Consider the following 22,432-nt stretch of genomic DNA (forward strand, 5'->3'; position numbering starts at 1 on the left):
TTGGCACACACTTTATTTTGCCAGTGAACAAACGGATCAATATCCAGCAAAGGGGACAGCGCCATGAAATTGCAAAAGAATGACAGACTTCTTTTTATCGGGGATTCCATTACGGATTGCGGACGAACACATCCTGTAGGTGAAGGAAGTTCAGGTCTGGGACACGGTTACGTGGCACAGGTGTATGCAATATTGCGGTCCATTTATCCAGAACTGATGCTGCGAGTGCAGAATGTGGGTAATAGTGGGAATACCGTTCGTGATTTGAAGCAACACTGGCAACAAGATGTGCTTGATCTGAACCCGGACTGGTTGACTATTATGATCGGTATTAACGATGTATGGCGTCAGTTCGATCATCCGCTCGCGGATTCACAGGTGTTTCTGGAGGAGTACGAGACAACATTGCGTGAGCTGGTTGCATCCGTGCGCCCGAATCTGAAAGGCCTTGTGCTTATGACACCCTATTATCTTGAAGCGAACCCGGAAGATCCGATGCGGGCGACGATGGATATCTACGGAGATGCGGTTCGCAGGGTGGCATCGGAGTATGACGCGCTGTTTGTAGATACGCAAGCAGCATTTGCGCCACTGTGGGATCATTTTTATACATCGGTTCTCACACATGATCGAGTACACCCAGATGCTACGGGTCACATGGTACTTAGCAAAGCTTTTCTGGATGCGATTGGATTTGAATGGACGAGAAATACGAAATCCTAAGAAGGAGCGATATTATGAGTCATGTAACTGTAGTTGTGGATACGCCAGCACAATTGGGAGAAGGACCAAGCTGGGATGCGGAAAATAATCGTTTGTTATGGGTAGATATTGAAGGGTTTAAGGTACATGCATACGAACCCGAGACAGGTAAGGATCAGGCTTATGATGTTGGTGAACATGTCGGAGCAGTGGTTCCCTATCGTGGAGATGAAGTGATCGTTGCACTACGAAGCGGCTTCTATACATATCATCTGCTCACGGGTGAGAAGCAAGCGATCGCGGACCCTGAGCAAGACAAAGCTACCAATCGGTTTAACGATGGAAAATGTGATGCATACGGTCGTTTTTGGGCTGGCACGATGAGCCTGAACAACGAGCAAAAGGCTGGATCGCTATATTGTCTGGAGGAAGGAAAGCCTGTACGCAATATGGTGCAGCAAGTATCCACCTCCAACGGTCTGGGTTGGAGCCCGAATCGTGAGTCCATGTATTATATCGATACGCCGACACGCTCCGTGGATCGTTTTGATTTTGATCTGGCTTCAGGTACGATCTCCAATCGGAAGAGTATCATTTCAGTTCCGGAAGATATGGGATTCCCCGATGGTATGACTGTGGATGCTGAGGGTATGCTGTGGGTGGCCCACTGGGGTGGAGGAAGAGTTACACGCTGGAACCCGGAGACAGGGGAACTGTTGCAGCAGATTGAAGTGCCTGCAGATCAGGTGACTTCCTGTTGTTTTGGCGGCCCGAATCTTGAAGATTTATATATCACTACCGCACGTATCGGAATTAAGGAAGAGCGCTTACAGGAAACGCCGCAAGCCGGTTCACTATTTGTCGTTAAGCCTGGTGTTCAAGGGCAGGAAACTCATGTTTATGGACGAAAAGCTTAAGCAAAGTCAGCAGAAAAAGTTATAGTGGGTTTAAAGGTGCTGTGAGAACAGCATCTTTTTTTGTTTTGCTAAAGCAAAGAATTACAAATTTTTTTTGGAAAGTGGTTATTTGCACAGAGGGGAAAAACGTTTTCTATCGAATGTTATTATTGAAAGAATTATCCATTTTCCGGCGGCTTTCGATAACATTTGTAAGCGCTTAACAATGAAGCGAAGTGAAGGGAGGTGAGGCTCCTCTAAAGGATTAGGTATGGATTCGTCTGATACGCCATCATCAGCAGGATGAGACAGCGGGGATAGACCGAATTGCCAAGATGTACAAACGTGAAAAGGAGGAGTTGTCGAGATGAAAACGTGGATGAGCAAGTTCCGAATCCTGAGTTTAAGTGTGGCTATTGTTACAGCTTCACTGGGTGGTCTGGGGATGGCAGGAACTTCAGAGGCGGCGCCGAGTGAGGCCTACGAATGGAAAAGCGTCGTTACTGGCGGAGGCGGAGGTTTTATACCCGGCATCATCTTTAATGAATCTGAAAAGGACTTGATCTATGCACGCACCGATATAGGAGGAGCTTATCGCTGGAACCCGGTGGACAGCAGCTGGACTCCGCTTACTGACTTTGTAGGCTGGGACGACTGGAACAATAACGGGGTAGATGCACTCGCCTCCGACCCTGTTGATCCGGATCGGGTGTATATGGCGGTAGGGACGTATACGAACTCATGGGTAAAAGACAACGGATATATCTTCCGTTCCACTGATCGCGGAGATACGTGGGAGAAAACCGAGTTACCCTTCAAGGTTGGAGGGAACATGCCTGGACGTTCCATGGGGGAGCGCCTGGTTGTAGACCCGAATGATAACAGCATTTTGTATTTCGGAGCTCGCAGCGGCAACGGATTATGGAAAAGTACAGATTATGGGGTGACTTGGAGTGAAGTAACCAGTTTCCCGAATCCAGGTAACTATGTTGAAAACCCAGCCAATGAGTATACAAGTGACATCATAGGTCTGGCCTGGATCACTTTTGATGAAACAAGCGGCTCTGCGGGACAGGCCTCACAGACCATTTATGTCGGCGTAGCTGATAAAAGTGAAAGTATATATCGCAGTACCAACGGCGGTTTGACCTGGACTGCTGTTCCTGGACAACCTACGGGTTATCTGCCTCATCATGGGAAAATGGATGTAGATGGAAGTTTATATATAACCTACAGTAATGGTGCTGGCCCCTACGATGGGACGAAAGGGGATGTCTGGAAGCTGAATACAGCAACAGGTGTATGGAAGAACATCAGTCCTGTACCAAGCAGCAGTTCGGACAACTACTATGGTTATGGCGGCTTGGCCATTGATGCACAGGAGCTTGGTACATTAATGGTTGCAACGCTTAATTCCTGGTGGCCGGATGCTATCCTGTTCCGAAGCAAGGATGGTGGAGATACTTGGACTCGGATATGGGATTTTGAAGGTTACCCTGACCGCAAATTCAGATATACGCAGGATATTTCCGCGGCGCCTTGGTTAACCTTCGGTGTGAATCCTGCACCGCCGGAAATCTCGCCTAAGCTGGGCTGGATGATTGCTGCTCTGGAAATTGATCCGTTTGATTCCGACCGATTGATGTATGGAACGGGGGCAACCATCTACGGAACCAACAATCTGACCGATTGGGACGAGGATAAGAAAATTAACATTTCCGTTATGGCCAAAGGCATTGAAGAAACCAATGTCATGGATTTGATTAGCCCGCCAAGCGGAGCGAATCTGCTCAGTGCACTCGGTGATGTTGCCGGGTTCCGTCATGATGATCTGACCAAAGCTCCAGCGACGATGTTTACGAATCCGAATTATCCTTCAACGGAGAGTATCGACTTTGCCGAATTGAGCCCGAACACGATGGTACGGGTGGGTAAAGCGGATTACACGGTTGATCCCAACGCGAAGTCTATTGGCTTATCGAGCGACGGTGGAAAAACGTGGTACAAAGCAAGCGCAGAGCCGTCAGGTACTGCCGGAGGCGGAACCGTTGCCATCTCGGCGACAGGCAACCGTCTGGTATGGAGCACATCGGATCGCGGTGTATTCCACTCTGCCGGCGGTAATTCATGGACGGCAAGCACGGGCATACCCGCTGGAGCCAAAGTCATTTCCGACAGAGTCAACCCGAGCAAGTTCTATGGCTTCGCCGCAGGGAAAATTTACGTGAGTGTTAATGGCGGAGCATCATTTACTGTATCTCCAGCTACCGGGCTCCCTGCCTCAGGCAATTCGGACCTCGACGCTGTACCAGGTGTAGAAGGAGAACTGTGGTTTGCTGGAGGGAATGAAGAAGAAGGACCCTATGGATTGTGGCACTCAACCGATTCTGGAGCGACCTTTACGAAACTTTCCAATGTAGAAGAAGCTGACAGCATCGGTTTTGGTAAAGCAGCTCCCGGGCAGAATGTTGTCGCCTTGTATGCCGTAGCACAGATTGATGGAACTCGCGGATTTTTCCGTTCTGATGATGGTGGTACGAACTGGGTGAGAATCAATGATGATCAGCATCAGTACGCCCGAGTAACCACAATTACAGGTGACCCGCGAATTTATGGCAGAGTCTATCTCGGTACCAACGGACGCGGAATACTGTATGCGGACCCGGTTAACGGCAATGGGGGCACACCAACTGTCCCGAATTCGACCATTACCCCGGTAACGGCTCAATTTGATCTGAATGTGGATCAGCAGGCCAATATTCCTGTCACATTAACACTTAACGGTCATACACTAACCTCTATTCGGAACGGAAATACGATACTTGTAGCCGGAACCGACTATACCGTTGCGGGTAACCAGGTTGTGCTTTCAAAAAACTATTTAGCCACATTGTCCAAAGGATCAGCTGTGTTAACATTCCAGTTTAGTGCAGGCAATCCTGCGGTGCTGAACCTGACCATTAAGGATACAACAGTGGTCATCCCAGGTGGAACAATTCGCATCGAGATGTACAATGGAACAACGGCAGCTGCAGGCAGTTCAATCACTCCTAAATTCAGATTAACCAATACCGGCACGACCCCACTCAATCTGTCCGATGTAAAAATTCGATATTACTATACGATTGACGGTAGTCAGCCTCAAAATTTCTTCTGCGATTGGGCTGCTGTGGGAAGTGCCAACATTACCGGTACGTTTAGTTCCATTACTCCGGCATTACCAGGAGCGGATCATGTGTTAGAAATCGGATTCAAGGCAACTGCGGGAACGCTGAACGCAGGACAGAGCACGGAAATCCAGACTCGCTTTTCCAAAGACAATTGGACTAATTACAATCAAACGGACGATTATTCCTTTGAAGGAACGCATACCTCTTACGCTGATTGGTCTAAAGTAACAGGATATGTTGCCGGTCAGCTTGAATGGGGAATGGAGCCGTAACATTCGGTCCGTGAATGAATTGAGAAAATAAAAATGAACAAGAGGTCTCAAGATGCCCAATTAGGTCGTGGCGTTTTTGGGACTTCTTGTTTTGTCGAATTATAGTGTAAACTATAAGTAGTTACTATTGCTTAAACATAGGATTTAAGATATAACAATATGTACGATTATTATAATGTTCATGTAACCGCTAACAAGAACAACTTCAATAACCAACATATAGAGGGTTAAACGGTACAGATATAGAGTGATAGAAGAGACAGGGGGGTCGCGATCATGAACCGGTTGTGCAAGGTGCTGATTGTTGACGATGAATTTCTGGTTAGACAGGGTATTAAGCACCACATGAACTGGGAAGCTGAAGGGTTTAATATTGTCGGAGAAGCATCCAATGGCGAAGAGGGCTTGCAACAGGTGGCGTTGTTAAAACCGGATATTGTCATTACCGACATCGTGATGCCTGTTATGGACGGTGAAACTTTTGTTCGTACACTCAAAGCGGGTTATCCGCATATTGAGGTTATTGTGCTGAGCAGTTTCAGTGAATTTGAATATGTTCGATCTACATTGCAGCATGGAGCGGCAGATTACATATTGAAGCCCAAGCTGGACACGAATGAACTTCTGGAAGTGCTAAGACGTACGGCAGGCAAAATACCGGAGCTTCAATATGAGCCTTCCCATGATGGCTGGCGTCTTGGTCAGTTAATGGAGAAAATGTTGTCCGGATTTACGCTGGACGAAGACAACGAAATGCCTGTTATTCGGGAAAACTTTCCGTTAGGCGCTTTTCGTTTACTCGCATTTCAGGTGGCTGAAGGCAGTTTGAAAAATCAGGATCATGAACAGATTGAAGCTGAGGTTCGAAAACGGATGCCTGAGATTGAATGTGCCATTTTACCAGCTGACAGCCAATTGTCTGTTATGTTGCTGAACATGAAACCTGAGCAAGATGAAGGTACGGTTGAACAGGTCAGGGAATGGGCTTCGGAAGCAGGAGCAGGACAGAATTCTCCGGTGTGGGTGCTTAGTGAGAGATTTCATCCTTTTGAAAAGATGGGAACCATCTATCGTGAGCGTCTGCTTAAATTAATGGAGTTTTGCTTCTATTATACGAATCGTGCGATTCTAATTGATGGTGAGCTTCCGCCAATGCATCCTGCTGGGTATCAATTCAACGTCAATATGTTTTTGCAGCATGTAAAACGCAATCGGGTGGAAACGGCCAAAGAATATTTGCATGAACATGCAGCGACACTAGGGAGAGACTACATTGCTGATGTATTTGAGATCAAATCATTTTTGGGTAACTTGATCTTTAATGTTACGATTACTTTGGCAGATATGGATGTGCAGTCAGCAGGGCTTGAAGAGAGTAAATATACGTATTTTAAAAATGTGGATGGAGCGTCGACGCTTTCAGAAGTGATGCTGGTTCTGGATCAATTCATGACGGAGGTTCAGGAATGTGTTTCCGGTTCAGGGGGCAAACGAAGTGATCCGAATATGACCATGTTGCTGGATTACATGCATGCAAACTATGACCAGCCCTTGGGACTGTCCGAAGTGGCCAAACATTTTCATTTTAACCCGTCATATCTATCCAGTTACTTCTCGTCACATAAGAAAGAAGGATTTAATGAATATCTGAATAAGATTCGCATTGAGAAAGCGGAGGAATTGCTGCGATCGGATGATGTCACGATATCGGAAATTAGCAGCATGGTAGGGTATTCAGATCACAGTTACTTCTGTAAAGTGTTCAAAAAATTCACGGGACTATCTCCAAGTCGCTATCGGCGTAAATTTTGGGCTTAACTAGAAATGGATGAGATTACTTCATGAAAAAGTGGAAAAATGGCTTGTCGCGTCTCGGATTGTTCCCCAAGCTAATTCTGGTTATGGTTGTCAGTATAGTTCTGGTATCGGTGCTTATATTGTGGACAACGATTCATATGTCGACCAACCTGTTTACTGAAACGTTCAGTATCACGAATTCGAAGGTGCTGAGCCAGATTAAAACGAATTTTGATGCGTTTAACGACTCTATTGCTGCGGTGACGAACAATGTAGCGCAAAGTGGAGCTATTCGGGGGTTTCTATCGGATGGGGATGGGGATTCGGTTACCATGTCCAAATCGTATTACAGTATGCGTGAAACGATGAAGCGGGTTCAGTCCATCATTGAGTTTTATGAAGTAGGTATAACGATTGCAGGGGTAAATGGACGAAGTTTTTCGACTAATCCCTCATACATCCAGAAAACAGCGGAAGAATTAAAACAGGATAAGATTACGAAGGCAGCGACCGAATCGCCCAGCCGTCTAATCTTCGATGACTATCAGGCCCAAACCAAAGAGGGTACATTGCAAATGATCTCTGCGACCAAATCGTTGACGGATCGAACCCGAAGCAGAATTTATGGTACGGTTTATATCACGATGAGAGAAGAGTCATTCCGTCAGTTCTATGCTAATTTTACAAGTCGGGGCAATGACGTCGTCATCATGAATGAAAAAGGCGAGATCGTATCCTCTAACCGGGAAGACTGGATTGGCACGACTCAACCTGAACTGTTATCATATGCCGAAACCATAAATGAAACGGCACCCAAAAACATTACGGCACGAGTCATGGGGCAGGATAGCATCATATTATCTGAATATTTGCCCTTTTACCGTTTGTATATGGTGAACATCGTGGATAAGGAATCTGCGATGGGACAGCTCATTGATATGAAAACGGTCGCGTTGATCTGTGCTGCGATTGTGTTTGCGGCTCTGTTGCTGGTATTCCTGATTACGAGTCAGATGACGAAGTCGCTGCGCAGACTGGTCAAACAGATGTCCAACATTACGAAGAGCGATCTGGATAACTATATCCCGATCAGCGGCAGTTATGAGAGCAGGCAGTTAGGTCATGCCTACAATTATATGCTGGATGAATTGCATGATTACGTGGATCAGCTTGTACAGACGCAACGGGAGCAACGTAATGCTGAGCTTGCGGCGCTTCAGAGCCAGATTAATCCTCATTTCCTGTATAACACCTTGGCTTCTGTCAAAGTTCTGGTACAGCAAGGAAACAAAGACCGGGCCGCGGAGACGATTAATGCACTGATTGGTTTGTTGCAAAATACGATTAGTGATGTCAGAGAAACGGTGACGGTAGAGCAAGAAGTCGAGAACCTGAAAAACTATGTCTTTATTAATCATGTGCGTTATGGTGGACGGATTAAAGCAGCCTTTTACGTGGCACCGGACTGCACGCATTATCATGTTCCCAAGCTGGTGATTCAGCCATTTATCGAAAATGCCTTCTTCCATGGCTTTATCAAAAAGGAAACAGGCACGATCCATGTGATGGTTTCCCGCGCGGGAGAATCATTAGTGTGCGAGATTATGGATAATGGAGATGGCATTGAAGGACTTAATGTAGAAGGGGCACTGCCCAATCCGAAAAATAATCGTCAGCTATTCAGCGGTATAGGGATTCGAAACGTCCATGACCGAATTGAGCTTCTGTATGGCTCACCCTATGGTGTGACGATTATGAGCAACGTCGGAGAGGGGACGAGAGTCACTGTAACGCTGCCGCTGATTACAAGTTAAATAGCTCATAGACATTTCAAAATTCACGGACCCTTCATTTCTGATACCCAGAGATGAGGGGTTTTTTATATTCCAAATCATAAACGACTTGCATAGTTGTAAAATGTTCAGCTCAAAATAGTACAAAATCAAAAGAAAGTACAAAAAACCAAATTATGTGCAACCGTTTTCTGTAAAGGTTTTCATTGTGGCAATAAGAAGACAAATCTGCACAAAATTTTTACTAACGAATGGAGAAATGGGAATGATAAGATGAATACATCGAAAGCAACCGCTTTCAGAAAACGCAAACAAATTTACAAACAAAGAGGTCGAAGGGGAGTTGAATGGTTTGAAAAAAATGTGGGTATTGATGCTCGTAACGGTATTGCTGTTGTCCGCATGTTCATCCGGCGGTGGAGGTAAAGAAGCTGCTAGCGGTGGTGGCGGCGAGAAAGCAAAAGAAATTACGATCTGGGCTTGGGATAAAGCATTTAACGTCGCTGCTCTGGAGCAAGCTAAAGCCATTTATCAAAAAGAAAACCCTGATCTGAAAATCAACATCATTGAGAATGCTCAAGATGCGATCATTCAGAAGCTGAACACTGGATTGAACTCCGGAACAAGCAGCGGTCTGCCAAACGTAGTTCTGATTGAAGACTATCGTGCACAAAGCTTCCTGAGTGCTTATCCAGATGCGTTCAAAGATTTGTCTTCGACAATCAAAGCTTCCGATTTTGCAGAGTATAAAATTGGACCAACTTCTTATGAAGGTAAACAATACGGGATTCCGTTTGACTCCGGCGTAGCTGGTTTGTACTACAGAACAGACTTGCTTGAGCAAGCAGGCTACAAAGCTGCTGATCTGCAAGATATCACATGGGATGATTACATCAAAATCGGTGAAGCTGTAAAAGCAAAAACGGGTAAAGAGCTTCTGTCTCTGGACCCGAACGACCTGGGTATCATCCGTATGATGATCCAAACTGCAGGTAAATGGTACACAGCTGAAGATGGTAAAACACCTGATCTGAACAACAACCCTGCATTGAAAGAAGCGTTCGAAACATACAAAAAAATGATGGATGCTAACGTTGTTAAATTGCACTCCGACTGGAGCCAATTCGTTGCCAATGCCAATAACGGTGACGTAGCAACAATTCCTACAGGTAACTGGTTCTCACCATCCGTTCGTCAAGAAGCTTCCCAATCCGGTAAATGGGCTGTAGCTCCAATGCCGAAAATGGCTGGTCAAGCAAACTCTGTACACGCATCCAACTTGGGTGGTAGCTCATGGTATATCATGAACGATGTTCCTGGTGCAGATCAAGCGGCTGACTTCATGGCTAAAACTTTTGGTTCTGACAAAGAGTTGTATCAAGAATTGTTGACTAAAATCGGTGCAATCGGTACGTACACACCGGCTGTTGATGGTGATGCATACAACAAACCAGACGAGTTCTTCAGTGGTCAAAAAATCTTCGCTGATTTTGCTAACTGGACTAAAGAAATTCCAAAAGTAAACTATGGTAGCAACACTTATGCAATTGAAGATATCTTGGTTGTTGAAATGCAAGCATACCTGAACGGTAAATCCATTGATGACGTTCTGAATGATGCGCAAAAACAAGCTGAGGCACAATTAAACTAATATCCCAAGGTAACTTATAGAACCTAGGAAACAACGGAGCCATCTCCCTTGTCCGGCGCAAGTCGAGCTGGACATGGTGAGAGGCTCTGTAGGTTCTACCCATGTTGCATGGAGAGAGAGGAGCCATACTGTGAAAGCCATAAATACAGGAGACAGTCTCCAAAAGAAAAATAATTTGACTGGATGGGCTTTTGTTTTGCTGGCTGTTGTCGGAATTGTAGCATTCTACTTCTATCCGATGATTCAAGCGCTGCTCTTATCATTCAAGTCAGGCAAAGGTGCCAACCTTGAGTTTTCGGGCCTCGCAAACTACAAAAGATTGCTCGTTGATACCACGTTCCGTACGGCATTATCAAACACGTTTATTTACTTAATCATTCAAGTACCTTTAATGATCATTCTCGGTTTGTTCATTTCCGTATTGCTGAATGACAGCACACTGCGTTTCCGGAGCTTTTTCCGTACAGCAATTTTCTTGCCTTGTGTAACTTCACTTGTTGCTTACTCGGTTGTATTCAAGTATTTGTTCGCACCGGACGGTATGGTAAACCAGGCTTTGATGGGTTTACACATTATCGGCACACCAATTCAATGGATTACTGACCCGTTCTGGGCTAAAATTACGATCATAATCGCCGTTACTTGGCGTTGGACCGGATATAACATGATTTTCTATCTGTCATCCTTGCAAAACATCGATCAATCGATCTATGAAGCAGCGAAGATTGACGGAGCGAATGCTTTCACTCAATTTTTCAAAATCACTGTACCTTTGCTTAAACCGATTATTCTCTTTACATCCATTACATCAACGATTGGTACACTGCAAATCTTTGATGAAATTATGAATATTACCAAAGGTGGTCCGGGTAACGCGACCATGTCGATCTCACAATACATCTACAACCTTTCGTTTAAATATTCACCGGACTTCGGTTATGCAGCAACCGTTTCGTATTCCATCGTAATTCTGATCATTATTTTGTCCATCATCCAGTTCAAAGTGGCAGGTGATAATAAAAATGGCTAAATCAAGAGCAAAACGCATTTTCACATATGTTTTCCTGTCCGTCGTCGCTTTTATTTCCATCTTCCCATTTTTCTGGATGATCGTCAGCGCTACAAACAAATCGGTAGACGTAACTAGAGGCACTTTGCTGCCGGGCTCTGCTTTGATTGAAAACATCAATAAATTGCTCGACACCACGAATCTGATTCAGGCACTGGGCAATTCAGCGATTATCTCGATCGTGTCAACCATTCTTGCTCTCTTGATTGGTTCCATGGCAGGTTACGGGTTTGAAGTATTCCGCACAAAATCCCGCGATGTCGTGTTTAACATCCTGTTGATGTCGATGATGATCCCGTTTGCAGCGATTATGATTCCGCTCTATCGGATGTTTGCAACCATTTCGAGTGCAGCACCGGCAATCGGAATTAATACGATGGCTTCGGTTATTATCCCGACCATCACAACAGCGTTCCTGATCTTCTTCTTCCGTCAGAACACCAAAATGTTCCCGAAAGATTTGCTGGAAGCTGGACGTATTGACGGTCTGAGCGAACTGGGGATTTTCTTGAAAATCTATATGCCTACGATGAAAACAACTTACGCAGCAGCAGCGATCATTACATTCATGAGCAGCTGGAACAACTATCTGTGGCCACTCATCGTATTGCAAACGCCGGATCAGCAAACCATTCCGCTCCTGATCTCCAACCTGGGTGCAGGTTATGCTCCGGATTACGGGGTTATCATGACCGCAGTTGTTATTGCAACACTTCCAACTGCACTGGTGTTCTTCATTATGCAAAAACACTTCGTTGCAGGTATGGTTGGTTCCGTAAAATAAGCATAAGTGCATAACACGTCCAACTGGACGAATGCAGGAAAGAAGGGAGGACGCCTGTACAGGCGTACCTCTATCTTTTTTGTATAGAAGCAGAATCAAACACTAAGCGTAAGCTTCAATGAACTCACAACGAAAACTCATAACGAAATTCGCATTATAGAGGGAGAGAGAGCCGATGAAAGCAACAAAAGCAGATATCAACTGGTTAGGGGACGTAAGTGTATTTGAGGTAAACCGTCTTCATGCCTATTCCGATCACCGCTATTATCAAACGATGGAAGAGGCTGTGGCTTCTGCTGAGATGGCACTTCGTTACGATCTGAATGGAACATGGAAATTCAACTATTCCATTCGTCCGGATTGCCGTCCTGAACTATTTTATACGTCCGAGTACTCCAGCGAAGGCTGGGATGATATCGAAGTACCGGGACATATCCAGCTTCAAGGTTACGGACAGATTCAATATGTGAATACGCAATATCCGTGGGATGGATTGAATGAACTTCGTCCGCCGGCTCTGCCGCAGGATAAAAACGCGGTGGGTAGTTACATTCGCACATTCCATCTGCCAGCAGGCTGGGAAGCGAATCCGGTATACATTTCGTTCCAAGGTGTGGAATCAGCATTTTATGTATGGCTGAACGGAGAGTTCGTAGGCTACGGGGAAGACAGCTTCACACCATCTGACTTTGACCTGACACCGTTCCTGCAAGATGGAGAGAACAAACTGGCGGTTGAAGTATACCAACGAAGCACAGGCAGCTGGTTAGAGGATCAAGACTTCTGGCGTTTCTCCGGTATTTTCAGAGATGTATATCTGTACACAGTGCCGGCTGCACACATTCGTGATGTTCATGTTCGTACCGATTTGGATGCTTCATATACGAATGGTACATTGGAACTCGATCTGAAACTGGAAGGAAAAGCGGCAACAGGTGCGCGGATCGAAGCTGAGCTGTTGGACAAAGAGGGCAACTCAGTTAAACGTTTAGACGGGAATGTCGTGGACGACGGTCTGCTACAACTGCGTGAAGAAATTGGCCAAGTCAACCTCTGGAGTGCAGAGATTCCGTATTTGTATCGTTTGTACATCCGTGTGTATGATGCAGCTGGCAACCTTGTGGAAGTTGTTCCTCAAGCCGTTGGTTTCCGCAAATTCGAAATGATCGACAAAGTGATGCACATTAATGGCAAGCGTATTGTGTTCAAAGGCGTAAACCGTCACGAGTTCAACCCGCGTCGTGGTCGTGCGATCACGAAGGAAGATATGCTGTGGGATGTGCGTACGATTAAACAAAACAATATGAATGCCGTTCGTACATCACATTACCCGAACCAAAGCTTGTGGTACGAACTATGCGATGAGTACGGACTCTATGTGATTGATGAGATGAACCTGGAAACGCACGGCTCTTGGCAAAAGCTTGGCGCTGTTGAGCCTTCATGGGTAATCCCTGGCGATAAGCCGGAATGGCATGACATTGTTATGGATCGTGCAATTTCAATGGTGGAACGTGACAAAAACCATCCGTCCATTCTGATCTGGTCTTGTGGTAACGAATCCCATGGTGGTGAAGTGATCTACAAAGTGTCCCAATACTTCAAATCGGCAGATCCAACACGTATGGTTCATTACGAAGGTGTGTTCCACGACCGCCGTTTCAATGACACAAGTGACATGGAATCCCGGATGTATGCAAAACCGGCTGACATCGAGGAGTTCCTGAACGATAACCCGACTAAACCATATATTAGCTGTGAGTACATGCATGCGATGGGTAACTCCATTGGCGGTATGCATAAATACACGGAACTGGAAGACAAATATCCGATGTATCAAGGTGGATTCATCTGGGATTACATCGACCAATCCATCTACAAAAAAGATCGTTACGGTAAAGAGTATCTGGCATATGGCGGGGACTTCGGCGATCGTCCATCAGACTATTCGTTCTGCGGTAACGGGATTGTGCACGCAGATCGTAAAGTGACAGCTAAAATGCAGGAGGTTAAATTCCTGTATCAAAATATCAAGCTGTTCCCAAGTCGTGACGGCGTTAAAATTGTAAATCAGAACCTGTTCGCAGACACATCTGCGCTTGAATTGGTGTACAGCCTGGAGCATGAAGGGCATGAAGTATTGCGCGGCACACTGGATGTAAATGTTGCTGCGGAAAGTGAAACCGTAGTAGAGCTTCCTTTGAATGCAAAGGCTCTTGAAGGTGGCGAATATGCTGTCAACGTGGCGTTTGTACTGAAAGAAGCAACGCTGTGGGCTGACAAAGGTTACGAAGTAGCATTTGGCCAGTTTATTTTCACCCAAGAAGGTAGCCAAGCATCTGTTGCAACAGATAAAAACGTTGTGAGCGATATTCAGGTGGTCGAAGGTGACGTCAACATCGGCGTTCGCGTTGGTCAAACGCATGCGTTGTTCTCCAAGCAGTTTGGAACACTGGTTTCCCTGAAGTTCTCCGGTCGTGAAACAATTGCGATCCCGCCTGCACCACTGTTCTGGCGTGCAACGACAGACAATGATAAGGGTACAGCAATGGGCTTCGAGCTTGGTGCATGGTATGCTGCCAGCCTGTTGCCGCGTTCTGTAGAATGGAAGCATGAACAAAAATCGGATCAATACCGGATTGAGTTCACCTATAAATTGAACATCTCGGCAGATGTAGAGGTGAAAGTGATCTATACGGTGCTTGCCGATGGAAGTGTACATGTGCATAACACGTACAAAGGTACCGAAGGATTGCCAAACTTGCCAATCCACGCATTGTCTTTCAGAACATCTCCAGATTATGAGAACGTGGAATGGCTGGCGATGGGACCAGAGGAAAACTATTCGGATCGCGCATTTGGCGCTCGTCTGGGCATCCATGGCAGCAAGGTTGCAGATACGATGGCTCCATATCTCGTACCGCAAGAGTCGGGTAACCGTACAGGGGTACGCTGGGCTAAGCTAACGGACAATGCTGGACGTGGTTTCAAAATTGAAGCTTCCGGTGCACCGGTAGAGTTGAATGTTTCACCATATACAGCGTTTGAATTGGAAAATGCGCAGCATGTGTATGAGTTGCCACCCGTGCATTACACTGTCGTTACGGTAGCCGGCAAACAAATGGGTGTTGGCGGTGACGATAGCTGGGGCGCTCCGGTACATCCGGAATATCAAATTCCTTCCAATGGTGAGCTGAGCTTTGAATTCGTTATTCGTTCACTGTAACAGGGAAATATACGGCAAGAACAACAGGTGATGTTGCCACCCGTGTCAATGTAGCGGTAACTTGGCTTGAAGCGTGATCATATCAAATGCAGAGGTTCCCTTGGATGGGGCCTCTGTTTTTTTGTTTTCCCTTATTGAAACCGTTCTCGCTCCATTCTCGTAGAGTACTGGACAAAGATACTGAGGAGGGGACAGAATGAGCAGGAAAGCAAAAACGGGGGTATGGGTGACGGTGATAGCCGTTCTGGGAATCATTGTAGGATCATTTATTTGGTATTTTAATACGGCTTCCGGTGAACGCGCACTTAAAACGATGAGATCCAATAACGCAGGTGGTTTAGAACGGGTAGTGAAGGTGTACAGCAATTCGGGTGAACTGATTCAAACGTACGAGGGCAAGATTGATGTGCAGGATACGGAGTACGGAAATAAAGTGCTGTTTGATCTGAATGGCAAACGTGTTGTGATCTATAATGCAACGATTGTGACGGAAGAGAAATGAAAGTTGTGAAGTGAAGGGTATTCTGGTGATCCAGAGTACGTAGACAGATCAGGATACATAATCCTACTTCTGTGGTAAAATTAAGGAAAAATGAGAGTCGAGTGATTCGGAATGACGATGTTTCTTGTTGCTCTTGCGTTGCTGGGCATGTTAGCCTTCTATAGTTTGCTGGCTTATGTATTGATTCGTTTTATTTCAAAAAGAGCGTTTAAAGTGACGTTAACTAAATTAGAAATGTTGGAGATTATAACCGGGCTTGCTTTGATATTTGTCGTGTTCCAAGGCATTCGATGGGGATCAACTTCTACGATCTTACCGTCTATATTGCTTATCGCACCGTTAATCAATATGCGTATTTCGAATCGTAAACAAAGAGAACGCCTTAAACAAGAATTTACTTAAGTTGTTGTGGATAGGAGGGTGTGCTTTGATTCTGAGCAAAACAACGGATACGTCAGGGCTGACCAAAGTTAGCGAGCTATCTGATGAGTTGCAGTCTGTTTTTGATAAAGCCGCTGAAAAGTATGCTTCATGTAATATTGAATTGTATTTTGTGTTCCGCTGTCTGCCGGAAGATTACGGACGCAAATCAAGCGTCAGACATGTGAAGGCAGAAAAAGTGATCTATTTCGATATGACGGTTAGTGAAGACCGTTATAAGACTTGGAGTAAAAGCAGGCAGCGATATGCATTAAGCCATGCGTTGTATACATTCCTCATCGAAAAGATAAAGAAGTATAAGATAGATGGTCTGGACACCGATGAATTTATTGCTGATATGGGGATGTGGCTTAAAGAGGTTGGGTGGCTACAGACGGAAGAGCAAGCAGATCTGGGGGAGTTTGAAGAGAAGTATAGATCGTGAAATATCTGTATTGTGTACTGTGGAAATCGGGCGAGAATGAAACGTACACATGTACGTGAGGCAAGACTGGGCGTTCCTATTCTCGTTCTTCCGATTATCAAAATGGAACAAGGTAACGAATACATATGAGAGTTAATCTTTAAGCTCTTTGAATAGACAAATGATAGCATCTCCTAACAAGAAGATCATTAAGGTTTCTTTTACACTGTAGAAGAAAGGAGATGAGAGATCCTGGAAATATTCAAATTACTTCACCAATCCATTGATTATGTGGAACGACATCTTCATTCACCGATTGAGATTGAAGATATAGCTAGGGCAGGCATGAGTTCGAAATACCATTTTCAGCGAATGTTCCATGCAGTAACCGGCGTAACCGTTACCCAGTACGTAAGAAATAGACGTCTCACACTTGCCGCTCAGGAGTTAGCAGGGACAAACTGTAAAGTTATTGATGTTGCACTTAAGTATGGTTATGACAGTCCAGCAGCATTTACAAAAGCGTTCCAAAGGATGCATGGGGTAACACCTCTTGAGGCAAAGAAAATGAATGTGAAACTTAAAGCATTCCCTCGAATCTCCTTTCAAATTCAGGTTAGAGGGGAATCAGAGATGAATTATCGAATTGTCGAGGAAAAAGGCTCTATTGTATTTGGAAAAAGCGTTCTCATCCATGAAGATGCGTATAAAGAGGTACCCGTATTTGTGGAGGGCATTTGGAAAGATGGGACTCATGCTCAGATACTCGAGTTGTTAGAGAGACCGGATGGAACATTGTTATATGGTTATCATTATGATTTCGCTGAGGATGGTTCGAAGCGTTATTTAATGGGAGCAGAGGTGCCAGAGGGCATTCAGGTATCGGATGAATTTACCGTTCTTCATATACCTGATCAAACTTATGCCGTTTTTGACAGTGGAGGTAAGATGGCAGATGATGTCGAGATTGATTTGAGTATTTTGAATGTTTGGAAACGGATCTACACCGAGTGGTTCCCGTCAACGAGTTTTGAACAAGTGGAAGGACCCTGCATAGAGAAATATTACTGGGTGGATGATCAACATCAAAATTTCATCACCGAGGTATGGATTCCGGTTCGTAAAATTGCAGAAGGCATTAAAAGATTTAAGAAATGATTTATCCACTCTACAAACAAAAAGAAGCTCTCGTATGAGAGCTTCTTTTTGTTGTAAGAACGTTGGCTTCTACGTCTTCAAAAGCACTAACTACTGCTTTGTCCACCGATTTGACAACCGACTATTTCTTACGTGTCATGATATTACAAGAAACACTCTCCACTAAGTGAGAGAGTGATATGTCTATTTTACTAAGGAACGATTCTTTTTTTGCGTTGCTATGATCTTTTAGGCTAATAAATAGTTTTATTATTCTTCCTACTCCTACTAAATAATCAAAGGTGACTTAACCTTTAACAATTCACCAATTGTAGCGACAAAGTTCATAGTCTTATTATTTCCAATGTACTAGTATACAAAGTGTAAATAGAAAATATTAGAAAAAATTCTAATAATATAGAAAAAAATATCAAAGGTTAAGAAACTTTCATTTTGCTGAAGAAGATAGTGATGTAAGGAGGTGATTTCGATGTAGACCCTGGATCAGTGAAATTCTATCTCAATTAGTTAGTCCTTGTAACGGGTTGTGGTTTGATTGAAAACTCATGGAGAGAGCTTGGAGACCAAGACCGTGTCTAACCAAGCGACGCTTGTCCGCTCCCATCCTCGACGATATCAAAACCAGCCAAAACAGGTTTTGTTCGTATCGGAGTATGAATCTTAGTAGCAAAATGTGCGCTATCATCCAAAACGAGTATACATCAATTTGTAGCAAATTTTCTCGAAGGTAGCCTCTTCAACGACAAGTCTATCTCAGGTTTTCTTATCTTCTGAGTAGTTTCACAGATTCAAGTGCAATAGAGCAAAACTATATAATATTAAAAATTAAACAAATGGAGGATTTTGAAATGGAAGGTAAAATATTTAAGCTATTATTGACCGTTTCCTTTACATTTAGCACTCTATTTGCTTCAAGTGCAGTTTCGGATGCCATGCCTAGTTCCAATGCGTCAACTGTCAATAGTATGAATCAACATCTTGAGGAGAGTATACTTCTAATACAAGAGGATCTTGAGAAACAAGGGACTAGTATTGAAGCAGGTTTAACAGACCTCGCTCTTTTATTTGAACAGCAAAAACAAGGGAGTTCTGATCTCAAAGAGATCGAAAAGTTGGAACAACTAGTTAGTACAATTGGAGACTTATCAACAGACTATAAAAATTATAAAAATGGGGACTTATCGACAAATAAAAAAAATAACATTACTTTGCAGGCACAAGGGTCGATTTACGCTCCAGCAGTTGCAGCAATTGCTAGTTGGTTTGGATCACAAGGGTACCTTTTATCTGCAGAATTATTGTTACATGCTAAAGATAATACAATCTATATGTCTAACTACAGTCCAGCTTACGGCTCTCGTGTTAGAAGTTCTTCAGTAACTCAAAGGATACTGGCAAGTTCCGCGAGATCAGGTTCGGGAGAATTTCCTAATTCGGGAGGCCAGATAGACAGAGATCTTTATTATGCAATACATTATTTTAACTGGACGAAAACCCCGTCCTTTCTTATCTCTGATGTATATGATTTTGCACCTGGTCAGTATAGTGGTCTTGCAGGTACGGCTGTAAACGCTATGTATTTTGCTCAGCAAGAAGGGTATCTAACACCATACAAGGTTTTGTGCAGATAATTAATCTTTATAAAAACTAAAAGACATATTAGCTCCTGGGTATTACCCTCGTTAAACAGAGATAAAAAAAGAACTATTAAAGGACGTTCCCAATCAGAACTCAACTGCGGAGAGATGATATGTATTTCAACAAAAATAGACCCTCTTTCGAGGGTCTACTTTTCATGGGAGAGGAGAAACCGGACGAAGAGCTTATGGGGAAACGTAAGTCTTCTCCGCGGTTGTCTACGACACTTGTGATGTCGATAATTATAGAATGGCCCAAGGGTTTCCTTTTTATACATATTGGCCAAGAGTATTTTTCAAACGGAACCGGAGTGTGGTACGATAGCTTTAAGAATAAATATATGTACATAGAGAGAAAAGGTGACGTATTCGTGAGAGTGGTATCTGGAAGTGCGAAGGGCAGGCCGCTGAAGGCTGTTCCCGGCACAGGTACGCGTCCAACCACTGATAAGGTGAAGGAAGCGTTGTTTAGCATGATTGGCCCTTATTTTGAGGGCGGAGCAGCATTGGATCTGTTTGCAGGCAGTGGAGGTCTCGGGATTGAGGCACTCAGCCGTGGCATGGACAAGGCTGTTTTTGTTGATCTGGAATCGAAAAGTATTGAAGTAATCCGTGCGAATCTGAAGGCTACGAAGCTGGAGGATCAGGCGGCTGTATATCGTAATGATGCGGGTCGGGCGCTCAAAGCGCTGGCTAAACGCAATACAACCTTTGATCTGGTGTTTCTCGATCCGCCCTATCGCATGAAGAACGGACACGAGTTGATGTTAACGATGCACGAACTGGAACTGCTTACCCAAGGTGCAACCATCGTGTTGGAGTATGAATCCAAACATGAATACCCGGAGCAAGTTGGCCCGTTTGAACAAACGCGCAAAGCGGTGTACGGAGAGACAGCGGTATCCATATACGATTATGTACCTGTTGCGGCAGAAGATGAGCAAGAAAACCGCATCACAGAAGAGGAGGCTCCTCATGACTGAAATGATTCAGCGGCAGGAACGCATTGCCGTATATCCAGGAAGCTTTGATCCCGTAACGATGGGGCATCTTGATATTATTGCGAGAGCGTCGAAACAGTTTGATCGTGTCATCGTCGCTGTCTTGAACAATATGAGTAAAAATCCACTGTTCACCGTAGAAGAGCGCAAAGAGCTAATCCTTACTGTAACCAGCCACCTGCCGAATGTGGAAGTGGATAGCTTCCGTGACTTGACGGCTAATTATGTAAGGCAAAAGGAAGCGTCGGTTATCGTTCGCGGTATTCGCTCCGTAACCGATTTCGAGTATGAGTTGCAGCTCGCGTCGACCAACAGCAAGTTGAACCCGGATGCGGAAACGATTTTTATGATGACTAACCCGAAATACTCCTACCTCAGTTCCAGTATCGTTAAAGAAATCGCCCACTATCATGGTGATGTAACGGATCTGGTATCGCCTGAAGTTGAAGCTGCGCTTCGCCAGAAGATCAGCGGGAAAAAAGGCGGTTAATCCATAAGGTAAGGCCCGAGAGACTAATCATTACCCCAAGAAGTAAAGCGAGACTTAGGGCTGCTGCAGGGAAGCTGTTCCAGATGAGTTGCCATGTACTTATGGTGTCTGGAAATTCCAGAAACGGCCAATAGAATAAAGAGTCTGAGCGCTCCACTGCAGTGGTCTGCCACGTGGTCGATACTTCTGTGGTATAACGGCTGAATGGTTCCCACAACCAGAGGGTAAGGCCAAAGGCAGCTAACCCATGTCCTAATCGAACGATAACGAAAAATAGCATGGATTGCAGTCCAGGCATGGCTGTTCTTAGCATCGATGAGACTTGCAAATGCGAGCATACGCCTCCCCAGCCAAGCGCACCTGCCAGGAATGCCATCAGTAGGGCGGGTGCTATTGCTGTTTTGCTAATGTGGTATGTCCCTAAGTGAAGCTCCAGCACAGAAGGCCAGACTGCAGCTGAAATACCGGGAGTCAGGTAGAGTGAGAGCAACCGGATGAATACTGCAAAAACGATGATATACCCTCCAGTTAACATTAGAATCTGTACGGCCTGAGATACGGTGTCACCCAGTAATTTGCCAAAACCTCGTGCATCCCGGCTATGTGCTTCTCTAGCGGCGAGCAACATACGCGAACCGATGCGAAGTTTCTGAGAATTCTGAGCTAAGGGATGCAGTTGCTTCATTTCGGTCTCTGCTTGATTTTGGGCTGGTGAGAGAGAATGGACAGCTTTGTTAGATGATATGGGGTCTGGTACAAGATTTTTTTTTAGGGATGCAGGGATGAAACGAATGGCAACCGCGGCTGCAATCCAGCCGCTAATCCAGTGTATAATGAGGAGAAAATATCCGGCAGCAGGGTTATGTAGAAAAGCACCTCCAACAACAAGCAGAATCATCATGGGGTTGGCAAAATGAGCTGCTGCCGCAATAATAACCGCCTGCCTGGCGGTCATTTGTTGATCCTTGACTAATCGAGATACGGCATCTGCGGCGGCTGGAAAGCCTCCACACATGCCCACAGCGAGAGCGAAGCCGGCATGGCCTGGCAGCTTGAACAAGCGCCTCATCATGGGCTCTAGCAGAACCCCCAAGGCGTGGGTAAAGCCAAACGCGGTCAGCATCTGGGATAACATCAGGAACGGCAACAGGGCTGGAAAGACAATTTTCCACCAGATGTCCAGTCCCTGAATGGATGCGTCGAAGGCTTCTTTCGGAGATGCAACTATCGCAACAACCAGCATGAATGCACTAGTGCTTAGGAATACAGTTCGTACCAAACCGGGACTTCGAGCTTCACTGGATACGGTCATCGTTTCACCTCATATCAATTAACGCCTCTCGGGCATTGGGATTACAATGGACGGCCGAATCACGTTCGTAAACGGTTCGGCCTTGACCGGATAGACGGCGAATCATACTGCGGCCTATCCGGCCTGTA

At 45.0% G+C, this 22,432-nt stretch carries 17 protein-coding genes; 16 read left to right on the forward strand and 1 reads right to left on the reverse strand.

Annotated elements, in window-relative coordinates:
• The first annotated feature begins 63 nt into the window (after window positions 1-63).
• The 16 genes from EC604_RS12050 to coaD all read left to right on the forward strand — a co-directional run bounded on the left by EC604_RS12050 (window position 64) and on the right by coaD (window position 20,992).
• Entirely contained in the window at window positions 64-723 is a 660-nt protein-coding gene (locus EC604_RS12050) for an SGNH/GDSL hydrolase family protein (protein ID WP_123064402.1), read from the forward strand.
• A 14-nt stretch (window positions 724-737) separates the two neighbouring features.
• The gene (locus EC604_RS12055) at window positions 738-1,619 is read left to right on the forward strand and encodes an SMP-30/gluconolactonase/LRE family protein (protein WP_123064403.1); all 882 of its coding nucleotides are present in this window, start codon (window positions 738-740) and stop codon (window positions 1,617-1,619) included.
• A 346-nt stretch (window positions 1,620-1,965) separates the two neighbouring features.
• Window positions 1,966-5,040: a X2-like carbohydrate binding domain-containing protein gene (locus EC604_RS12060; protein ID WP_240036835.1), complete on the forward strand. Its 3,075-nt coding sequence runs from the start codon at window positions 1,966-1,968 to the stop codon at window positions 5,038-5,040.
• A 276-nt stretch (window positions 5,041-5,316) separates the two neighbouring features.
• Window positions 5,317-6,858: a response regulator transcription factor gene (locus EC604_RS12065; RefSeq protein WP_123064404.1), complete on the forward strand. Its 1,542-nt coding sequence runs from the start codon at window positions 5,317-5,319 to the stop codon at window positions 6,856-6,858.
• Window positions 6,859-6,881: 23 nt separating this feature from the next.
• Window positions 6,882-8,651 (forward strand): cache domain-containing sensor histidine kinase, encoded by a 1,770-nt coding sequence (locus EC604_RS12070; protein ID WP_123064405.1) that lies wholly within the window; start codon window positions 6,882-6,884, stop codon window positions 8,649-8,651.
• A 331-nt stretch (window positions 8,652-8,982) separates the two neighbouring features.
• Entirely contained in the window at window positions 8,983-10,281 is a 1,299-nt protein-coding gene (locus tag EC604_RS12075) for an extracellular solute-binding protein (protein ID WP_192895096.1), read from the forward strand.
• A 130-nt stretch (window positions 10,282-10,411) separates the two neighbouring features.
• Window positions 10,412-11,311, forward strand: coding sequence for a carbohydrate ABC transporter permease (locus EC604_RS12080; protein WP_123064406.1), 900 nt, complete (start codon window positions 10,412-10,414; stop codon window positions 11,309-11,311).
• Entirely contained in the window at window positions 11,304-12,134 is an 831-nt protein-coding gene (locus EC604_RS12085) for a carbohydrate ABC transporter permease (protein WP_123064407.1), read from the forward strand. The genes EC604_RS12080 and EC604_RS12085 overlap by 8 nt, the downstream gene beginning before the upstream one ends.
• Before the next feature lie 175 nt (window positions 12,135-12,309).
• Window positions 12,310-15,360 (forward strand): glycoside hydrolase family 2 TIM barrel-domain containing protein, encoded by a 3,051-nt coding sequence (locus EC604_RS12090; protein ID WP_123064408.1) that lies wholly within the window; start codon window positions 12,310-12,312, stop codon window positions 15,358-15,360.
• A 196-nt stretch (window positions 15,361-15,556) separates the two neighbouring features.
• On the forward strand, window positions 15,557-15,862 hold the full coding sequence (locus EC604_RS12095) for a hypothetical protein (RefSeq protein ID WP_090923916.1): 306 nt from the start codon (window positions 15,557-15,559) through the stop codon (window positions 15,860-15,862).
• Window positions 15,863-15,979: 117 nt separating this feature from the next.
• Window positions 15,980-16,264, forward strand: a complete 285-nt coding sequence (locus tag EC604_RS12100; RefSeq protein ID WP_151458072.1) for a hypothetical protein — start codon at window positions 15,980-15,982, stop codon at window positions 16,262-16,264.
• Window positions 16,265-16,289: 25 nt separating this feature from the next.
• Window positions 16,290-16,727 carry a hypothetical protein gene (locus EC604_RS12105; protein WP_123064410.1) on the forward strand — a complete coding sequence of 146 codons (438 nt, stop codon included), beginning with the start codon at window positions 16,290-16,292 and terminating at the stop codon, window positions 16,725-16,727.
• A 270-nt stretch (window positions 16,728-16,997) separates the two neighbouring features.
• Window positions 16,998-17,864, forward strand: a complete 867-nt coding sequence (locus EC604_RS12110; RefSeq protein ID WP_429350550.1) for an AraC family transcriptional regulator — start codon at window positions 16,998-17,000, stop codon at window positions 17,862-17,864.
• Between the two features lie 848 nt (window positions 17,865-18,712).
• Window positions 18,713-19,495, forward strand: a complete 783-nt coding sequence (locus EC604_RS12115; protein WP_123064412.1) for a hypothetical protein — start codon at window positions 18,713-18,715, stop codon at window positions 19,493-19,495.
• 377 nt (window positions 19,496-19,872) lie between these two features.
• Window positions 19,873-20,484, forward strand: coding sequence for a 16S rRNA (guanine(966)-N(2))-methyltransferase RsmD (gene rsmD / locus EC604_RS12120; protein ID WP_123064529.1), 612 nt, complete (start codon window positions 19,873-19,875; stop codon window positions 20,482-20,484).
• Between the two features lies 1 nt (window position 20,485).
• Window positions 20,486-20,992, forward strand: a complete 507-nt coding sequence (gene coaD / locus EC604_RS12125; protein ID WP_123064530.1) for a pantetheine-phosphate adenylyltransferase — start codon at window positions 20,486-20,488, stop codon at window positions 20,990-20,992.
• On the opposite strand, the gene EC604_RS12130 is transcribed toward coaD, so the two are convergent.
• A complete protein-coding gene (locus EC604_RS12130; protein ID WP_123064413.1) occupies window positions 20,970-22,304 on the reverse strand; it encodes a nucleoside recognition domain-containing protein in 1,335 nt (444 codons plus the stop codon). The two genes, coaD and EC604_RS12130, sit on opposite strands and share 23 nt — an antisense overlap.
• Between the last annotated feature and the right edge of the window lie 128 nt (window positions 22,305-22,432).

It is taken from the genome of Paenibacillus amylolyticus (assembly GCF_003719335.1).
Classification (GTDB): Bacteria; Bacillota; Bacilli; order Paenibacillales; family Paenibacillaceae; genus Paenibacillus; species Paenibacillus amylolyticus_D.